General features: G+C 42.4%; 10 protein-coding genes. All 10 read left to right on the plus strand.

The genetic code is table 11. The features are described 5' to 3' along the window. The first annotated feature begins 12 nt into the window (after window positions 1–12). The 10 genes from I2I13_RS05055 to I2I13_RS05100 all read left to right on the plus strand — a co-directional run bounded on the left by I2I13_RS05055 (window position 13) and on the right by I2I13_RS05100 (window position 19114). Window positions 13–2766, plus strand: coding sequence for a heparinase II/III family protein (locus tag I2I13_RS05055; RefSeq protein ID WP_195648991.1), 2754 nt, complete (start codon window positions 13–15; stop codon window positions 2764–2766). Between the two features lie 240 nt (window positions 2767–3006). Beyond that, on the plus strand, window positions 3007–3552 hold the full coding sequence (locus tag I2I13_RS05060) for a DUF3575 domain-containing protein (RefSeq protein ID WP_148366366.1): 546 nt from the start codon (window positions 3007–3009) through the stop codon (window positions 3550–3552). 26 nt (window positions 3553–3578) lie between these two features. Then, window positions 3579–5612: a tetratricopeptide repeat protein gene (locus I2I13_RS05065; protein ID WP_195648992.1), complete on the plus strand. Its 2034-nt coding sequence runs from the start codon at window positions 3579–3581 to the stop codon at window positions 5610–5612. Between the two features lie 24 nt (window positions 5613–5636). After that, window positions 5637–8003 carry a hypothetical protein gene (locus tag I2I13_RS05070; protein WP_195648993.1) on the plus strand — a complete coding sequence of 789 codons (2367 nt, stop codon included), beginning with the start codon at window positions 5637–5639 and terminating at the stop codon, window positions 8001–8003. A 363-nt stretch (window positions 8004–8366) separates the two neighbouring features. Next, window positions 8367–9779 carry a glycosyl hydrolase family 28 protein gene (locus I2I13_RS05075; RefSeq protein ID WP_148366008.1) on the plus strand — a complete coding sequence of 471 codons (1413 nt, stop codon included), beginning with the start codon at window positions 8367–8369 and terminating at the stop codon, window positions 9777–9779. Between the two features lie 329 nt (window positions 9780–10108). After that, window positions 10109–10438: a hypothetical protein gene (locus tag I2I13_RS05080; RefSeq protein WP_229128564.1), complete on the plus strand. Its 330-nt coding sequence runs from the start codon at window positions 10109–10111 to the stop codon at window positions 10436–10438. Between the two features lie 44 nt (window positions 10439–10482). Then, a complete protein-coding gene (locus I2I13_RS05085) occupies window positions 10483–14559 on the plus strand; it encodes a hybrid sensor histidine kinase/response regulator transcription factor (RefSeq protein ID WP_195648994.1) in 4077 nt (1358 codons plus the stop codon). A gap of 114 nt (window positions 14560–14673) precedes the next feature. Then, window positions 14674–15048, plus strand: a complete 375-nt coding sequence (locus tag I2I13_RS05090) for a hypothetical protein (RefSeq protein WP_195648995.1) — start codon at window positions 14674–14676, stop codon at window positions 15046–15048. A gap of 237 nt (window positions 15049–15285) precedes the next feature. Next, entirely contained in the window at window positions 15286–15816 is a 531-nt protein-coding gene (locus I2I13_RS05095; RefSeq protein WP_148366018.1) for a sigma-70 family RNA polymerase sigma factor, read from the plus strand. A 49-nt stretch (window positions 15817–15865) separates the two neighbouring features. Then, window positions 15866–19114 carry a TonB-dependent receptor gene (locus tag I2I13_RS05100; RefSeq protein WP_195648996.1) on the plus strand — a complete coding sequence of 1083 codons (3249 nt, stop codon included), beginning with the start codon at window positions 15866–15868 and terminating at the stop codon, window positions 19112–19114. The last annotated feature ends 30 nt before the right edge of the window (window positions 19115–19144 follow it).

The following is a 19144-nucleotide window of genomic DNA, read 5'->3' on the forward strand; positions in this document are numbered from 1 at the left end:
GATAATTGAAGTATGAGACGAATTTTACTGGGACTGTGTTTTTTATCCTTTCTGAACAGTGCATCCGGACAAGCGATTCCCTTGCCGGAAACGATGCCGCAGGCGCATCCGCGGGTACTGACCACTCCGGCGGGAAAGCAGGAAACATGGAAGTTGATTAGAAAAGAAGAATGGGCGAAAGATGTCTTCAATAAATTGAAGGAACGGACGGAAGTATATACAAACCTGACGGATGCTCAACCATCTTGGTTGTTGTCCCGTTTGGCGATGTACTGGAAATCTCATGCCACGGAAGTATATGTGAAAGGTGAAACGTTCGACCATGCAGGCGGTGAAAAGGCTCCTTATCCTACTGTGCGCTATACAGGAACCCGTGGAACGGCTGCTAGTCACGGCCGCCCCAAATTGGCGGATGTCGTTCCTTATGATGATGCGGACGGGAATGTGACTTTTTGCAATAATGCACTTCCCGACCGTCCTATGGAGAGTGTACACCCATCCAAAACCGGGAGGAATATCGAAAGTCTGAACTGCGAAATTCTGGGAATTGCCCGTGATGCCGCTTTCCTTTATTGGATGACGGATGAAGAGAAGTTCGCCAAACTTGCCGCAGGAGTCTTTGATACATATATGACGGGGATTTATTATAGAAATGTCCCCATCGACTTGAACCACGGGCATCAGCAAACATTGGTAGGGCTGACTTCTTTTGAGGTAATCCATGAAGATGCACTCCATATCGTTGTCCCTTTATATGATTTTCTATATAATTACCTAAAGGCTAATTACCCGGATAAAATGGAAATCTATGCCGGAGCTTTCAAGAAATGGGCGGATAATATCATTGCGAACGGTGTACCTCATAACAATTGGAATTTGTTACAGGCACGGTTTATTATGAATGTCGGATTGGTATTGGAAGACAATAAGGAATATGCCGACGGAAAAGGACGCGAATATTATATCGACTATGTGATGAACCGTTCCAGCATCCGCCAATGGAGTCTGACGCGACTGGCGGATTACGGTTTCGACACCAATACAGGAATTTGGGCTGAATGTCCGGGATATAGCAGTGTGGTGATCAATGATTATGCCAATTTTGTGAATCAGTTTGATACGAATCTGCAATATGATTTGGTGAAAGCAATGCCTGTATTGTCGAAAGCGGTAGCAACCACTCCCCAATATCTGTTTCCCAACCGCATGATTTGTGGCTTTGGAGATACGCATCCGGGATATTTGAGTACGAACTTCTTTATCCGTATGATACAGAATGCACAGGCGAACGGGAAGAAAGGACAGGAAAACTATTTCACGGCTTTACTGAAATGCCTGAACCCGGATTTGGGAAATGATAAAACAGAAAAGAAGAATGTGCGTGTATCTGTCAATTCTTTCTTTGAAGATAAACCGCTGACGCTAAATCCCAAAGTGCAGCCGGGAAAGATAGAAGATTATGTTTCTCCTTTATTTTATGCTCCCAATGTGTCGTGGCTGGTACAGCGCAACGGTATGCATCCGCGCAATAGTTTGATGATTTCGTTGAATGGCAGTGAGGGTAATCATATGCACGCTAACGGTATTTCGATGGAACTTTACGGAAAAGGATATGTACTGGGACCGGATGCAGGTATCGGACTTTTCCTGTACAGCGGACTGGATTATGCAGAATATTATTCTCAATTTCCTAGTCATAATACAGTTTGTGTGGATGGAATATCGAGCTATCCGGTGATGAAAAGTAACCATTCTTTTGAGTTGCTTTCCTGTTTTCCGGCATCAGCGGAACCGGGCAAAGCATTTACGTCCGTCACTTACAGTAACCTTTATTTCCGCGAACCGGAAAGCAGGGCGGATCAGACCCGTATGATGAGTATTGTCACTACCGGGGCGGAGACAGGATATTATGTCGATGTATTCCGCAGCCGGAAAGAGAAAGGAGGCGATAAGATGCACGATTACTTCTATCATAACCTTGGGCAGACTTTGACATTGACGGCAGCAGATGGCAGCGACCTGAATCTCCAGCCTACGGAAGAACTCTCCTTTGCAGGTGCACATCTTTACGCTTATTCCTATTTATATGATAAGAAAGTGGCTGCAACCGATAAGGATGTCAAGGCAACTTTCACCATTGATATGAAAGATAAGGATGGCGATGATATATACATGAATCTTTGGATGAAAGGCGCACCGGATCGTGAAGTCTTTACGGCCTTGGCGCCAATGACCGAAGGGTTGAGCCGCACACCGAATATGCCCTATAATATAAAGGAGCAGCCGACGCTGACATTTGTTGCCCGCCAGCATGGAGAAGCATGGAATCGTCCTTTTGTTTCGATATACGAACCGAGCACGAAAAAGGAACCGTCCGCTATTCAGTCCGTCTCTTACTTTGATGCGGAAGGAGCAGGTTTAGAAGACTTTGCCGGAATCTGTGTGAAAAGCAAAAACGGACGTATAGATCATATCTTCTCTCTATCCGATGCCGCACAAACCGCTACTTATCAGGGAATGAAAGTGAAAGCGGATTATGCCGTTATCAGCAATGAATATGCAGGAAACCGGACGTTGTTTTTAGGGAATGGAACCCAATTGGTTACGCCCGGGATAATGATCCAGACCGACAATGCCGCCAATGTATTGCTCGAAAAGAAAGGGGGAAAATGGTATATTATTTCTTCTGCCCCCTGTACGGTTGTTATCGGCGATAAGAAGATAAAATCCGATGCTGCGCCGGAGCCTATATTGTTGCGTATCTGATGTTTCATTTGTAATAAAGAAAAATTGTATATCTTATCCGTAGTATGATATATTATGGCCTAAGATGGAAATAGTTGCAATAAAAAACAAAAAAAGCGCGTTTAAACGTTTTTAATACTATATTTTTTCTAATTTTGTGGCTTTCTGTCCAAGTAGTATATAAAATGGACAGTAAGCCCTTTTTGTGTGGGTAAATATTAGTGGGAAATATTTAGTGGGAAATAAATGATGGTATATGTGATGAGAAATGGTCGCAGGGTAATTGCTGCATTATCATTTCTGTTATTATGTTGTGGTGTACATGTGCACGCACAGCGGGTGGCTGTAAAGACAAATGCATTAGGTTGGCTGACCGCCAGTCCGAATGTAGAAGCAGAATTTGTATTGGGTAGCCATGTCTCCTTAAACATGGGGATTGCTGCGAACCCAATCAGTACAGACAACTTTAAAACGACTTTCACGCATTTTCAGCCTGAAGTTCGTTACTGGCTAAATCGTCCGATGGTGAGTCATTTTCTTGGAATCACCGCTTTCGTGAATAATTTTAATATGATGGTGAAAGATGTGCATCACAAAGGCGATGCATACGCCGCAGGTTTGACCTATGGATATGCATGGGTGCTGGGCGATCATTGGAATATCGAAGCAACTGCCGGAGTGGGTGTGTTGCGCTACCGTCAGTTTAAGTATGATAAGGGTACTCCGAAACCGGGTGCGGTCAACGATAGTAAGACCACCATTGCACCTGTCAAACTGGGGATATCTTTTGTTTATATTATTCGATAACGAACATTAGCTAGTCAGAAAAGAGAATGAAAATCAATTTGAAACGTGATAGATTAGCAGGTATACTTCTCGTGGCGATGATGTTAGTCGGCATGAATGTATCTGCCCAACGGATCCGTGTGCAGGGGCATGTCACAAACCCGCAGGGAAAAAGTGTTCCGAATGTAAATGTGCTGAATCCGGTCAATGATGAACGTATAGAAATGTCCGACGAGGATGGCCGTTACAGTGTATTGGTTGAGAAAAACGGCTCGTTGAAGTTTACATGTGTCGGTTATGAGGGCAAAACGGTGAAGGTGGCAGGCAAGCAGATTCTGAATGTGGTATTGAAAGATGCCGTCATCGAACTGGACGAGGTAACGATTACTTCCAAAGTGAAGGATAAAGTGATTCCGGAACCTACGGACATCGAAATCAAAGGTGATTATTTCCATCTGAAAACCCGTGTCCCGGTGCCTAAGGAGATGTTTAACTCACATCGCCGCTTGGTATTGCAGCCTTCCATTTATGATGTGACACAGAAAAAGCGTCTGTTGATGCGTCCTGTTGTATTCGACGGAGATACTTATAATACAACGCAAAATCGAATGTACGATTATGATATGGATAAAGACCCTTTGCACGATTACATCCGTGTGAAAACGACTTCTTCACGCAAAGGGGATATTATTGCTTATCATGATTCTATCTATATAGAATATCTGCAACATGACTATCGTGCGGATGTGCATCTGGCGATGGAAAATTACCGGAATATCATTTATCGCGACTCTTTCTCCATTGCACGCGGAACAGTCAACCCGCTTCGTTTCTTGGAGTATAAATTCTCCGCTTTCAGCCTGACGGACGAGAAATATCTTCCGAAACCCGTGATGCAGTTGCGGGATACGAAAGGGGAGGTTAACCTGACCTTCCTGGTAGGTAAAGCCGATTTGGATGATAAGAATCCACAGAATCAGGTGGAACTGAACCGGTTGAATCAGGAATTACGTGGTATTGAGACGAATCCGGATGCCTCTTTGAAGAGTTTCCATATCACGGGAGTGGCTTCACCGGACGGTTCCTACGAGACGAATCTCCGTCTGGCAAAGTTACGTACGGATAAAGCACTGGAACGTATTTTGGCCCAACTGGATCTGGAAACACGCAAGCTGCTGGAAGTAAAATCGGATGCGTCGGTAGCTTCATGGAAGGAAGTGGCTGAATTGCTGAAGAAGGATTCCAAACCGGAATTGGCGAAAGAAGTAGAGGACTTAATCAAACAATATGCAGCTACTCCTTACCGGTTGAATGGGGTCTTGAAATCGAAACCTTTCTACAAGGAACTTGCGGCTACTTATCTGCCTAAATTGAGAAAGGTGCAATATACGTATGGTTATTCAATCTTCCGTTCTTTGACGGACGACGAGATTAGAGAACTTTACAGAAAGAATCCGAAGGAACTGACCCGTTTCGAATATTACCGTATGATTACGACGGCAAAAACTCCCGACGAAAGAGAAAAGTATTGCAGGGAAGCTCTTGAACTTTATGATAATTTTACGTATGCAGCCAATGAACTGGCAGTGGCAAAAATACAGAAAGATACTCCGGATTCACGTATTCTCGAACCGTTTGTCAGTAAATCGGCACCGGCAGAGTTATTGTCCAATCAGGCTATTGCCTTATTACATGAAGGGAAATATACAAAAGCGGATTCTGTACTGACGTTGGTTCCCGAAGAAGCGGTTTCTGAAGATTTGCAGGCCATCGTTCAGGCATTGGCCGGTTATTATAATGATGCTTTCGAAAAGGTGGCGGCTACCAGTCCTTTCAATGAGGTGGTGATGCTACTGGCAATGAAGAAAAATCAGGAAGCATGGGATAAGATTTCTGCCATGGATGTAGAGACAGCCCGCGAATATTATATAAAAGCGATTGCCGCCAACCGTCTGGAGAAAATAGGTGATGCGATTATGAGCATTGAGAAGGCCCTTGAACTTGATCCTTCCTTATTGGAAGTAGCGAAGGTGGACGGGGATATTATTGACTTGCTGCCGGAAGAGCAGAAAATTAAATAATGATATATACAACAAGAGTAAACGATGAATATCTTCAGAATCAACAATAAATATGTGGCAGCGGCAATCTTCCTGATGCTTGCTGTTACCTTACAGGCACAGGATTATGGTGCATTGCAATATATGTTACAGAAACGGCCTGCGAATGAAAAGTTCGAGAGCAATAAATTCAATGAACATCTCTTTTTCTCCGCCGGAATCGGGCCATACAGCTTGTTTACAAGTGGAGATAGTCAGGATGGGATGGGAATGACCGCTCATCTCTTTATGGGAAAGTGGATTACTCCGGTTCACGGACTTCGGATAGGGGTGAATTTGGGTTATCTGCCGTCGAGTATCTACGATTCTAAAATAAAAATGGGGGGCGGTAGCCTGGACTATCTGTTGAATATGTCCTCTCTGGCATACGGATACAATGCGAACCGTTGTTTTGAATTATTGGGGATTGCAGGTATAGAAGCCGGTTATTCTAAGGTGGGCGATAATAGCGGGCGTTCCGAAAAGTATCCGGATTTGAAAGGTGGCGGTCAGCTTTATTACGGCGCTCATCTCGGTTTACAGGGAAATGTACGTCTTTCTCCTACATTGGATTTGTTTGTAGAGCCACGGATCGGATGGTATAATGACGGTTTGGCCCATACGGAAAGTTGGAGAAATTATAAAATGGCAGGTTCGGTTCTGGTAGGTCTGAACTATATGCCTGCTGCTCCGATGGGAACTAAGATCCATTTCGATGATTTTGATAATAGCTCTTTCCTGAATCATATGTTTATCTCTTTATCCGGTGGTATCAGTACGCTGAAAGTTCCGGGAATCAAGAATACGATTAAAGGAGCAGGACCGCAGTTCTCTGCCGGAATCGGTAAATGGTTCAGTCCTTCTTCCGGTCTGCGTTTGTCCGGGACAGTTGGACTTTCAGACACCCCTTCGGGCAGTGCAAGCGGCTACTTTAAGCATGTCGATCTGCATGCGGACTATCTGTTGAATATCAATAATGTTCTTTGGGGATATGATGAAGACAGAATATTTAGTCTGATCGGTATTGCCGGAGTTAACCTGGCAGGTACGAAAGGAGTGGATAAAACCGCCAAGTATGCTCCGGGAATAGGAGTTGGTGTGCAAGGAAGTTTCCGTATCAACCGTTCTGTGGATTTATTTATAGAACCTCGCCTTAATGTGTATACTAAGAGATATGCAGGAGGTCGCGGAGTAGGTAGCAATACAGACCAACTCGGAGAGTTGAATTTTGGTTTGACTTATCATACGATTGACCGTGCGGCACGTCCGAAGAACGGATTCTCAAGCAATCACATTGCAGACAATCTGTTTATGACTTCGGGAATCGGTGTGCAAATGTTCCTGAATAAGACGAATCTTGAAAACCTTGGTTCTTTAGGTCCGCAGGCCTCTGTCTCTATCGGTAAGTGGTTGAGTCCTTACTCCGGTTTGCGCCTGGTGGGTATGGGTGGACTCTTTACGAACTATGTAGTTCCGGGAAGTGTTAAAGCGGGCAAACTTAGACATGCCAGTGTTAGTGGCGGCCTTGATTACTTGTGGAACATAACGTCTACCATGAGCGGATATAATCCCGATCGTATCTTTGATTTAATAGGTTCGGTAGGTGTCAACCTTGCTTATACTTCCCAATCAGACCATAAAATCCAACCGGGTGTTAATGCGGGCATACAGGGATTATGGCATGTGAATGATTTTCTCGGTTTGTATATTGAACCACAGATTCGCTTGTATGGAGATAAATTCATCGAAGGCAATCTGGGCTTTATGCAGAAAGACGTGATGGTAGGAGTCAATGCAGGTTTCCACTATCGCTTTGTTCCTTATTCAAAAGCAGCCAATCGTAGCGTGTTTGGTCAGGATGACAAGCGTTACTTCATCTCCGGTGCACTTGGATTGGGTAGCTTGCTCGTAGCCAACAAGGATTTGGTGAAGAATGCAGGTGTAGAAGCAAAAGGAAGCATTGGCAAATGGTACACTCCATTATCTGCATGGCGGGTAAACGGAACAATTATGTACAAGGCCAAAACGTCGTCGAAGATGAATCTCCATTATGCCGGTTTGGGTATGGATTATATGATGAGTCTGGCCACATTGGCAAAAGGATATAGCCCCGATCATGTGATAGACGTTGTTCCTTTTGTGGGAGTTACTGCCGGACTGGTACGCCGTTACGGTAAGTTTCAGGCAGTGCCGGGACTGGATGCCGGTGTGCAGGTTAAGCTGAAAGTGGCTTCTTCTTTGTATCTGTATGCCGAACCTAAAGTGGGTATCCGTACCGATACATACGATGGCTCCGAACAGGGAAGACCTGACCGCGTAGCTTCCATGGTAGGTGGATTATTATACAGATTCAAGATGCCTACTTTCCAGTAAGAAAAGAAATAGGCACTTTATTATCCGACTATTTATTGTATGAAAACACACAGGGAAACTGAATGCGCCCTTCTATATATATTTCGCCGTATCGGGCTAGCTGATGGTTTGCCTGATAATTATGAGAGAAGTGTTTTTGCAGAGGCAAGTATAAAAGGCGGGAAATAAGAAAACTGAAAAAACAGAAATACTCTAGGTAAATCTCCTTTATTGTTCGTAATAGACAATAAAGGAGATTTTTTGTATTGGTTCCTTGTTTGGCAGTTTCTGTTACCAGGTTGCCAACCTGACCGGAATAGAAAGTGTAGCTTTGCAAAGAACTTCAATAAATAGAATAATTAAAGTATAACATAGTTTGGTGATATGAATATGGTAGAAGTTTTATTTGGCAAAAGAAAATGTTTATTAGCGATAGCTATTGTGTTTTCAACATTCGGGAACGCTCAATTAGTAACCTATCCGGAAGGACTGAACACAGGTATGCCACATAATGATGATTATACAGTCAAAGTACGTGAAGCAGGTGGTGAATGGAAAGATGTATTCGAATATGAAGTTCAGGTAGATATGGATCGGGTACAATCTGCTTCAATGGTACAGTTTGATATGGGCAGTCCCGTAGAAGTGATGGTGAAAAAGAACAATGGTTCAATTCAGGATGTGAAAATCCGTCCGTTGGCAATAGGTATACAACATACGGTAAATCACAATGCAATCTTTTTTACATTAATTAGACCTCAATACCTGTCGATTGAGTTTAATGGTGATCGTTTGCATAATCTTCATTTGTTTGCTAATCCTTTGGAAACAGAAACTTATACTGAAAGCAGTGACAAAGTGATGTATTTCGGGCCGGGTGTCCATCGTCCGAAAGATTTGCCGAATACACAGATACAGATTCCTTCCAATACTACTGTTTATTTAGCTCCCGGAGCTGTTGTAAAAGCTAAATTACTGATTGATAAAGCTGAAAATGTACGCATTGTCGGGCGTGGTATTCTCGACCATTCGATCCGTGGAATAGAAGTTACTCATTCTAAAAATGTATGGATTGACGGTATTACAGTCATAAATCCTGATCACTATACAGTATTTGGTGGTGAATCTACTGGCATGACCATCAAGAATTTAAAGTCTTTCAGTTGTAAAGGATGGAGTGATGGCATAGACCTGATGTGTTGCAGTGACGTATTAATAGACAATGTTTTTATGCGGAACAGTGATGACTGTATTGCCATCTATGCCCATCGCTGGAACTATTACGGAGGAAGTCGTAACGTGACTTTACAGAATTCAATCCTTTGGGCGGATATTGCTCACCCGATCAACATTGGAGGACACGGTAACCCGGACGACGCAGTGGGAGAAGTGGTTGAGGATATAACCGTCCGGAATGTCGATATTCTGGAACATGACGAAGATGATCTTCTTTATCAGGGCTGTATGGCGGTGGATTGCGGTGATAAAAATCTGGTACGTAAGATATTATTTGAAGATATCCGTGTAGAAAGTATTCAGGAGGGAAGATTGTTTCATATTAATGTCCGTTTCAATTCAAAGTATGATAAACAGCCCGGACGGGGAATTGAAGATATTACTTTCCGCAATATCACTTATAATGGAGTGGGTGAGAATCCGTCTCTATTGAAAGGGTTTGATAAAGAACGCTCCGTCAAGAATATCATCTTTGATAATGTGATGATCAATGGTGTGAAGATGAAAAACACAGATGATTTTATCACGAATGAATATATAAAGAAGATCACCGTCAAATAGCATAATCTGGAACATGAAGTATGAATAGATAAATTTCTTTGCATTAGGTGCAAACTTATTTTCTTCTAATACCAAACTTTCTTTAGGTTAAACATAAACTATAAATGCAAGTTTTATTTATATAATCAGAACTTGCAATTGTATAAATGAAACTTTCGTTTTTATAATCAAAGCTTGCAATTATAGATTTCTATTAGTTAAGAGCAACTTTAGTATTAGAAGGAAAGAACTTTGCAATAGAGAGATAATAACTTATCTATTTGAGCTTCTTTTTACTACGAAATGCTATCTTTGCTTGTCATTTGGTAGAAAAGAAATCGAATCGCACTATGATTAACAGAATTATATGGATTATTGGGATTGTATGGATAGGGAACATTCAAAATGGAGTACAAGCGCAACGACGTAACTTCATTCATCCCGGAATCACCTATTGTCTAGTTTATCAATCAAAAGGAAATTCTTTATTGTCCGTAGCTTCTGATTCGGAAGTAAAGACGGAACCAGTGCAATTACCCTGCTCCGCACAATGGACGGAAAGAGAAATAGGAAAACTCACTCTTTCCGCAGGAGCTTGCGTACTTCGCTTACAGATAGAGCAAGCCGGAGATAAACTCGAAATCCAGAAAATAATAGTAAAGCAGGATAAGGGGATTTGATTTCTCGTTCGTACTTAATAATAGTACTACAAAAAAAGATGGCCATGAAAATTCGAGTATGTTTGTTAATTATACTGATGGGATTATTGTATCCGGGTTATATTAGCTCGCAAGAGTCCCCTTATGTATTCCGCCAGATTGGAGTTGTCGAAGGATTACCGGATAACTATGTAAAAAGCGTTTTCCCCATCCCGGACGGACGTATCGGTGTGCGAAGCACTGTGCTGTTAAGCCTGTATGACGGTGCGAACTATTCAAATTTCCCTTTCAATATTCATGGCGAATATTCGATAGCATATAACCATATCATTCCTGAACAGTATATTGATGCTGATAAACGTTTGTGGATGAAAGAACGTAAGAGCCTGCGTGTTTTCGATTTGACTACCGAACAGTATATATATAACGTAGATTCTTTATTCCAACAGTTCGGCTTAAAGGATAAAGTGGCGGATATCATCATTGATTCTGAAAAACACTGTTGGTTTCTGACACCGGGTTCCTCTGTCTATATGTACGATGCAGAGACAAAATCAATCGAGCAGGTTTGCAGGAACGATGAGTTTATGGAATACTATGGTGGATTGCTCGGGGTGGAAAGTCATGGAAAATACAGTTGGATGGTTCATCAGAAAGGAGCTATCCGTTGCTACGATTTGGAAAAGAAACGTTTTGTACAGCAACTTGATTTCCTGAAAGACCAACTGAAACCGGATGACCGTGTAGTTCTGAAGATACTCGATAATGGTGACTTTTGGCTGATGTGGGATCGTGGAGTAGGCTATTATGATGTCTATAATAAAAAATGGAATCAAATTTCAGGTATCCGACTCGGACACTATTCATGGTTCACTTCTATGGACATTGATAAAGGTGGAAATGCATGGGTAGGAACCGTTATCGATGGATTCTATGTCATTGATATGCATAATTTTTCTGTAACCCGGACACAGGACATTCCTTTATTATCAGGTAATACAGTACGTAATGGCATTCAGAGTATCTATTGCGACAAGGAAAACAATTCTGTTTGGATAGGACTCTATAATCAGGGAATGTGCTATTACCATCCCAGCATGAATAAAATAGTGCTGTACAACAAAAAGATGATAAATGGCGACTGGAAAGGAGAGGAAATACGCTGTATGCTCGAAACGTCTAAAGGAGAAATTCTGATGGGTACTACACAAGGTGTCTATCGTTATGAACCGGAGACTAAGAGAATGGACAGATTCTATCATGAATTCAGCCAGAAGAATTGCCGTGTACTCTATGAAGACAGTAAGAAGCGTGTTTGGGTCGGAACATACCACGATGGACTCTACTGTATAGATCATGGAAAGGTACGGTCTTACGATTATCCCGATACGGATTATCAGAATGAACTGGATTTCAGTAATATCCGTGTCATGGTCGAAGACCCTTCCGGTCGGTTGTGGGTAAGTATATATGGTGGTGTAGGATTATTCAATCCGGAAAACGGGCAAATAAACTTATTGTCCGAACAGTTCCCCGAACTCAAAAAATACAAAGTAGCCAATGCATTGGCCATAGATAACCAATCCCGGTTGGTCGTAGGCAGTGATAACGGACTTTACATTTACGATCCTGCAACGAATAAAATATGGATACCGGAGCAAGACGGCCAGGCTAATTCAATCTTCAATCAGGGAAGTATCAAGTACAACCAAATACTCAAAGACCATGAGGGAACTTTATGGTTTGCCACTCAATATGGCTTGAGCGTCTTGACTCACAATGGGCAAAGCTACACATTAGGGAGAGAAGAAGGTCTTTCCAAAGCCATCCTGAACGTAGTAGAAGATAAGAACCATGATCTCTGGATTTCGACAGTCACTTCTATTTATAAGATAAAAGTAGACAGAAGAGCTGATAAATACGGCTTTCATGTAATCAGCTGTCTGTCGGAAGATGAAATCCGTCAGGATGATTTATATAGTTTCCCTTCGTTAATGACCAGAGACAATCAGCTTTTCCTGGGGTTGATGAACGGCTTTATCGCTTTCTCACCGGAAAACATGATAGATAATCAGTGCCTCAATCGTCCTCTGTTTACCTCATTCCGCTTGTTTAATGTTCCGGTTGTTTCGGGTGAAACATATAACGGGCGTGTCTTATTTGACAAAGCATTGAGTTATTCGGACGAAGTACAGTTGAAATATGATGAGAATTACATTACACTTGAATTCTCCGGCCTGAACTTCCCCAATCCTTCCCAAACCTTTTTCCGTTACCAGCTGGAAGGATTTGACAAGGAATGGACAGAAACCCTTTTTGAGAATGGACAAGGACGTGTTGTCTATAATAATCTCCCTTCGGGCGAATACATCTTCCGTGTGTCCGCTGCCGGAAACGACCGGATATGGGGACCGGAGTCTGCATTCAAAATTGTAATTCATCCCCCGTTTTGGGATACACTGGCCGCTCGTGTTTTCTATGCAATTTTAGGTATTCTCTTAATCTTCGGGCTGATCTATGTAATAAACCGCCGCAACCGGCAAAAGATGATTCGTATGCAGGAGGAAGAAGCGTTGAAGCAGAAAGAAGAACTGGATCAGATGAAATTCCGCTTCTTCACAAATATAAGCCATGAACTCCGCACTCCGTTGACGTTGATTATCACGCCATTGGATATGATGATACGTCGATTGACAGACGATGCGATGAAAAAACAACTGAATACCATCTATAAGAATGCTCAAAACCTATTGTCATTGGTGAATCAGCTACTCGATTTCCGCAAACTGGAAATGAAAGGAGAGAGGTTGCATCTGATGAACGGCGATATGGAGGAATTTATTGTTTCGGCCTATAACAACTTCATGCCAATGGCAGTAGAGAAGCATCTTAACTTCGTGAACCAATCGGAACATAGAGCGCTTTATATGTTCTTCGACCGGGACAAGGTACATAAGATTGTAAATAATCTCTTGTCCAACGCCTTTAAATATACGCCGGAAGGCGGGACGGTAGACTTACTGCTTGCAACAGAAGAAATAGAAGGAAGAAACTACGTGAGAATATCCGTATCCGACACCGGAATCGGAATATCCGAATCAGATCTTCCCTATATCTTTGACCGTTTCTATCAGGTAGGAAATGAAGGGGACGAAAAAATAGGCAGTGGCATCGGACTTCATTTGGTAAGGGAATATGTAAATATACATGGTGGCCGCATTAAAGTGGACAGTCAGATAGATCGCGGATCAGTATTTACCGTTTGGCTGCCGATGGATCTGAAACCGGAACCGGATGAACTGCCGGAAGAAATTATCGGAACGGAAACAACGGACGTTAAAGAGAAAGAAACCACTACATCCATAGTTGACGATAACCTGAAGAAACTGTTGTTAGTGGAGGACAATCAGGAATTCCGTACTTTCCTGAAAGAACAGTTGGAAGATTTCTATCAGATCGTTGAAGCAGCAGACGGCGAGGAAGGAGAGCGAAAAGCGATAGAGGAGAATCCGAACCTGATTATCAGCGACATTATGATGCCGAAAGTAGACGGTATCGAACTTTGCCGTCGGATCAAGACGAATGTGCAGGCTTCCCATATACCTGTGATATTGTTGACGGCCCGCACTGCCGATGATATCAAGATCAATAGCTATGAAGTAGGAGCAGACTCTTATATGTCGAAACCCTTCAACTTTGATATGCTCATGGTGCGCATTGAAAAACTGATAGAGCAACAGGAAAAGAGAAAGCAGGAATTCCGTAAAAACATAGAAGTAAATCCGAGTGCTATCACTATTACTTCAGTAGACGAACAACTCATACAGAAGTGTCTGGAATATATAGAAAAGAACATGGACAATCCGGAATATGGTGTAGAAGAGTTGAGTGGGGATTTGGGTATGGTGCGTATGAGCCTTTACCGTAAGCTACAATCCATCACCGGACACACACCGACGGACTTTATCCGCAGCATCCGTTTGAAACGGGCGGCACAGTTATTACAAGGAAGCCAGTTGCCGATTGTTGAAATTGCGAACCGGGTAGGATTCAGTTCACCCAGCTATTTCTCGAAGTGTTTTAGAGAAATGTTTGGGGTGCTACCCAAGCAATATGCCGAGGAATCGGGAAGAAAAGAATGACATTGTGCTTGTATTTGTAGTTTAATTATTACATTTGCGCTGAATAAGTGAGATAATTGTAAGATCTTGTTCACATTGGGGCAGAAGAAGTTTTATTTTATAATATATATTGATATGAAAGTATTAGTTTTAATTTCGTTGGTAGGAGGTTTGATGTTATCTTCTTGCGGAGGTAGCAGTTCAAAAAATAATGCGAATGGTAAAGAAGTAAATCCGGCAGATACAATCTATTTGGGCGATTTGCGTGAAAAGTTTGCGGATGACAGCATTTTCTTTAAAGTAGTGGCACCGGATTTGATGTTAATGGATTATCAGTATCTTTGGGCAGTAACAGAATCGGAAGCGGTAGAGAAAGGACTGACAAAAGAATACTATAAACGTGTGAAGAAAGAAATCACCGATACGAATGAAGCGATCAAAAGAGGTGTGATGAAAGGTGCGAACGTAAAACGTATACCGGATTTCCAGACATCGCAGGAAAATAAATAATGAATCCTTCCGGATGAAAGCTTTCATCCATGCAAATTTAAGAACAGGGGAGTCGTCTAATGTAACGGCATCCCCTTTTTTATTGGAGTGACCGTTAGATTTATCCCGATGAAATGGGACGTTTTTGCAAAAATACACGCTTGTTACGATAGTTTTGTTATCTGTTACTTTTGTGATATTTTAGTTCGAAACTTGTTCCTACTTTTGTATCATCGTTAAACGGATAAATTTAATGCCATGAATAAACAGCAAGCTACATTTGACGACTTTTTCTCTGAATGCTACCTTAAATATAAGGAGTATATCAAGAACTACATCGCTATCCGCATTTGCCATCCGCACGAAGCGGAAGATTTGGCGCAGGATGTCTTTGTCCGCTTATGGGAACACAGGGCATTCGTGAACAAAGATACAGTCTGGTCTTTGCTCTTTACTATCGCCCGCAATATCGTAACTGATAAAATCCGTCGTTATTATAAACAGGAAGATTTCGTCGCCTATATATATAATAGGATGGAAGACATCGGTCGGAATACCACAGAAGATGCCGTTCATTATCGTGAACTAAAAAAGATACACGACAAAGTTATGGAAGCTCTTCCTGTCAAACGCCGCCAGATCTATGAACTTAGTTTCAATCATGAACTGTCTTGTCCTGCCATTGCAGGAAAGCTGTCCTTATCTCCCCGTACAGTAGAATGTCAATTATTGCTGGCTCGCAAAACTGTTCGTACTTGTTTGAAAAATGAATTCTCCAAAGTCGGTTAAATACCAGATTCGGAAAAACACATATTAACTTTAACAATTTAATAGTATTATGGAAATTAAATCCAAATTCTTGTGTTCAAAAGGAGTCGCATTGGCTTTTGCCATGCTGCTGGGTGGTTCGCCCGGTGTATTGCTCTATGCAAATGATTCTGTAGAAGAGAGTTTGATGGTAGCCCAGACAGGCCGTATCATCAAAGGTCTTGTGACAGATGCGAATGGTGAACCATTGATTGGTTGTAATGTAGTGGTCGTAGGAAGCAATGCAGGAGTGATTACCGATATTGACGGTCGGTTTACACTGAATATTCCTGCTGATGCCAAACAAATTAAAATTAGCTATATCGGATATGTAGATCAGATCATTAACCTTCACGACCGCTCTGATTTTAAGGTAGTATTAAAGGAAGATAATAATGCATTGGATGAGGTTGTTGTAGTGGGGTATGGTACACAGAAAAAAGCGACATTGACAGGGGCGGTAGAACAAATAGGTAGCCAGGTATTGGAAAGCCGTGCCATTACCAATGTTGGTGCTGCTTTGCAAGGAGCTACTCCGGGTTTGGTAGTCACTCGTTCTTCCTCACGTCCGGGTAATGAAGGTTTGAATTTCCAGATTCGTGGTCTGACATCTGTCAATGGAGGTAGTCCGTTGATTATTGTAGATGGAGTACCTGTATTGAATGCAGAGTCATTCCAAAATCTAAATTCGGATGATATTGAAAATATTAGTGTTCTGAAAGACGGTTCAGCTTCCATTTATGGTGCGAAAGCAGCCAATGGTGTTATTTTGGTAACTACCAAAAAAGGTAAGGGCAAGACCACCGTAGATTATGGCTTCAATATGCGTTTTACCACTAATGGCATTATGGCTTTCTCTCCCAGTATGCAGGAATATGCCACCATGTGGCTGGAAGCCAATAAGGAAATGCCGGAGCATGACTGGTGGGGCTGGGGAGAAGAAAATCTGAAAAAGATGGCTCAAGGCATTGAAGGTATTTATGAGTCGACTGTGGCCGATTGGGGTACGATGTTCGTAGGTAATGCCAATCGCCTGGATGAATTGTTTGCCCGTCGTTATTCCTACCAGCATAACTTGAGTGTAGCAGGTTCTACGGATAAATCCGATTACCGTATTTCTTTAGCTTATGCTGATAACCAAGCCAATCTGGCCACTGCTTATGATGGACAGAAACAGTTGAACTTGCGCTTGAACTACGGAATCAAATTGACCGATTGGTTCAAACTGGAGACTTCAGCCAGTATGATTAAAACAAATACCGAAACGCCCACACATGGTATCGATCGTACACTCTACGGGAATGATGCTCCATTCTTTCCGGCTAAGAATCCTTATGGACAATGGTATGCTAACTTCGGTAATGTAGGTGACCGCAATGCGGCAGCAGCTACAACAGATGGCGGACGTGACGAGAGAGAGAATCTGACCACTCGTGTTGATTTTAAAGCATTGGTGGATATTTGGAAAGGAATTACTTTCGAGGGTACTGCTTCCTTTCAAAATGAGGAATATCGCAGGGAACGTTATTCGCTTCCGGTACAGTGCTACAATTGGTTCGGCGAGCAGACGGCGAAGTTGGTGTATGAAACAACACAAACCCTTAGTACTCCGCAAGATGTGATGAATTTTAAAGATTCCCATCAGCCGGGATATCTGGTACAGGCAAACAATTCCCGGTATCAATACTATTCAGGGCTATTGAAATATAAGCGTACATTTGCCGAAGTACATAACATAGATGCCATGTTCGGTATCAGTGCCGAGAAATGGGTGACTAAAAAAGTGGTTACCGCTCGTGAGAAGTTTGAGGATGTCGGAATTTACGATCTGAATCTGGCTACAGGTACACAGGGGAACGGGGGAGGAAAGACTCATAATGGTACCTATTCATATATTGCCCGTTTGAATTACAACTATGCGGAAAAATATATGGTTGAATTGATGGGGCGCCGTGACGGAAACTCCAAGTTTGCTCCCGGTTACCGTTTCAAAAGCTTCGGTTCCGTTTCTTTGGGATGGGCGTTCTCGGAAGAACAATTTGTAGAGTTTCTAAAGCCTGTTCTTTCTTTTGGTAAGCTGCGTTTAAGCTATGGTAGTTCAGGTAATGATGTTGGGCTGGGCGATTACGATTATGTATCTACTGTCTCTCTTGGGACGGCCGGTTTTGGAACTATACCTGCCAACCAGGTATCTTCAGGTTTCGGTGGTTTAATTTCTTATGACCGTACTTGGGAGAAAGTTTCACAAAAAAACTTCGGTATTGATCTTAACTTCTTCGATAATCGCTTGAAAGCTACATTCGATTATTTTATAAAAGATAATGCCGGTATGTTGGTAAATGTCACCTATCCGGGCGTATTAGGAGGTAAATCTCCTAAAACGAATAGTGGTCATTTGAATGTAAAAGGTTGGGAGTTTACTATCGGATGGCGCGACCAGATTAAAGACTTTTCTTACTATGCCAACTTTAATATTGGTGATACAAAGAGTCTGTTGAAAGAGATGGAAGGAGCAGATTCTTATGGGGCCGGTTGGAATGCGGCCGTGAATGGATATCCATTGAATTCGTACTTCCTTTATCGCACAGATGGTTACTTTAAAGATCAGGCGGAAGTAGATCGCTATTATGCACTTTATGGAGAGGGTAAAGAAGATTTGACTGGTGTAGGAGCAGGAAGTGCAAGCCGGTTGCGTCCGGGTGATACCAAACGTTTGGATTTGAATGGTGATTATAAGATTTCCGGTGCAGGGAATGAGAATAGCGATTTGCAATACCTCGGTGACTCCAATCCACATTTTGTTTTCGGTTTCACATTGGGAGGATCATGGAAAGGTTTTGATGTGAACGCGATGTTCCAAGGTGTCGGCAAGCAGTATGTTATCCGTAATGACTGGATGGCTTATCCTTTTCAAACACGTACCGCCAATCAGAACCCGACATATTTGGGAAAAACATGGACAGAGAGCAATCCGAATGCAGAATTCCCTCGTTTGACTACTAATGCGAATCTTGCACGCTGGAATTATCAGAATAACGACTTTATGATGCAGAATAACCGCTATATCCGTTTGAAGACATTAATAGTCGGCTACACATTGCCGCAGATATGGACGCGCAAGGTGAAACTGGAAAAAGTACGTGTTTACTTCTCTGGCAATGATTTATGGGAAGCTACCAGTATTCGAGACGGTTTCGACCCGGAAATGGGAGCAGCCTCCAACAACAGTGGATACCCGTTTGCACGTACTTGGTCGTTCGGTCTGAACGTCACTTTATAGTAGCTATGGAAAATTAAATACAGAATAGAA

The sequence above is a fragment of the Bacteroides sp. D55t1_190419_B8 genome (assembly GCF_015558905.1).
GTDB lineage: Bacteria > Bacteroidota > Bacteroidia > Bacteroidales > Bacteroidaceae > Bacteroides > Bacteroides vicugnae.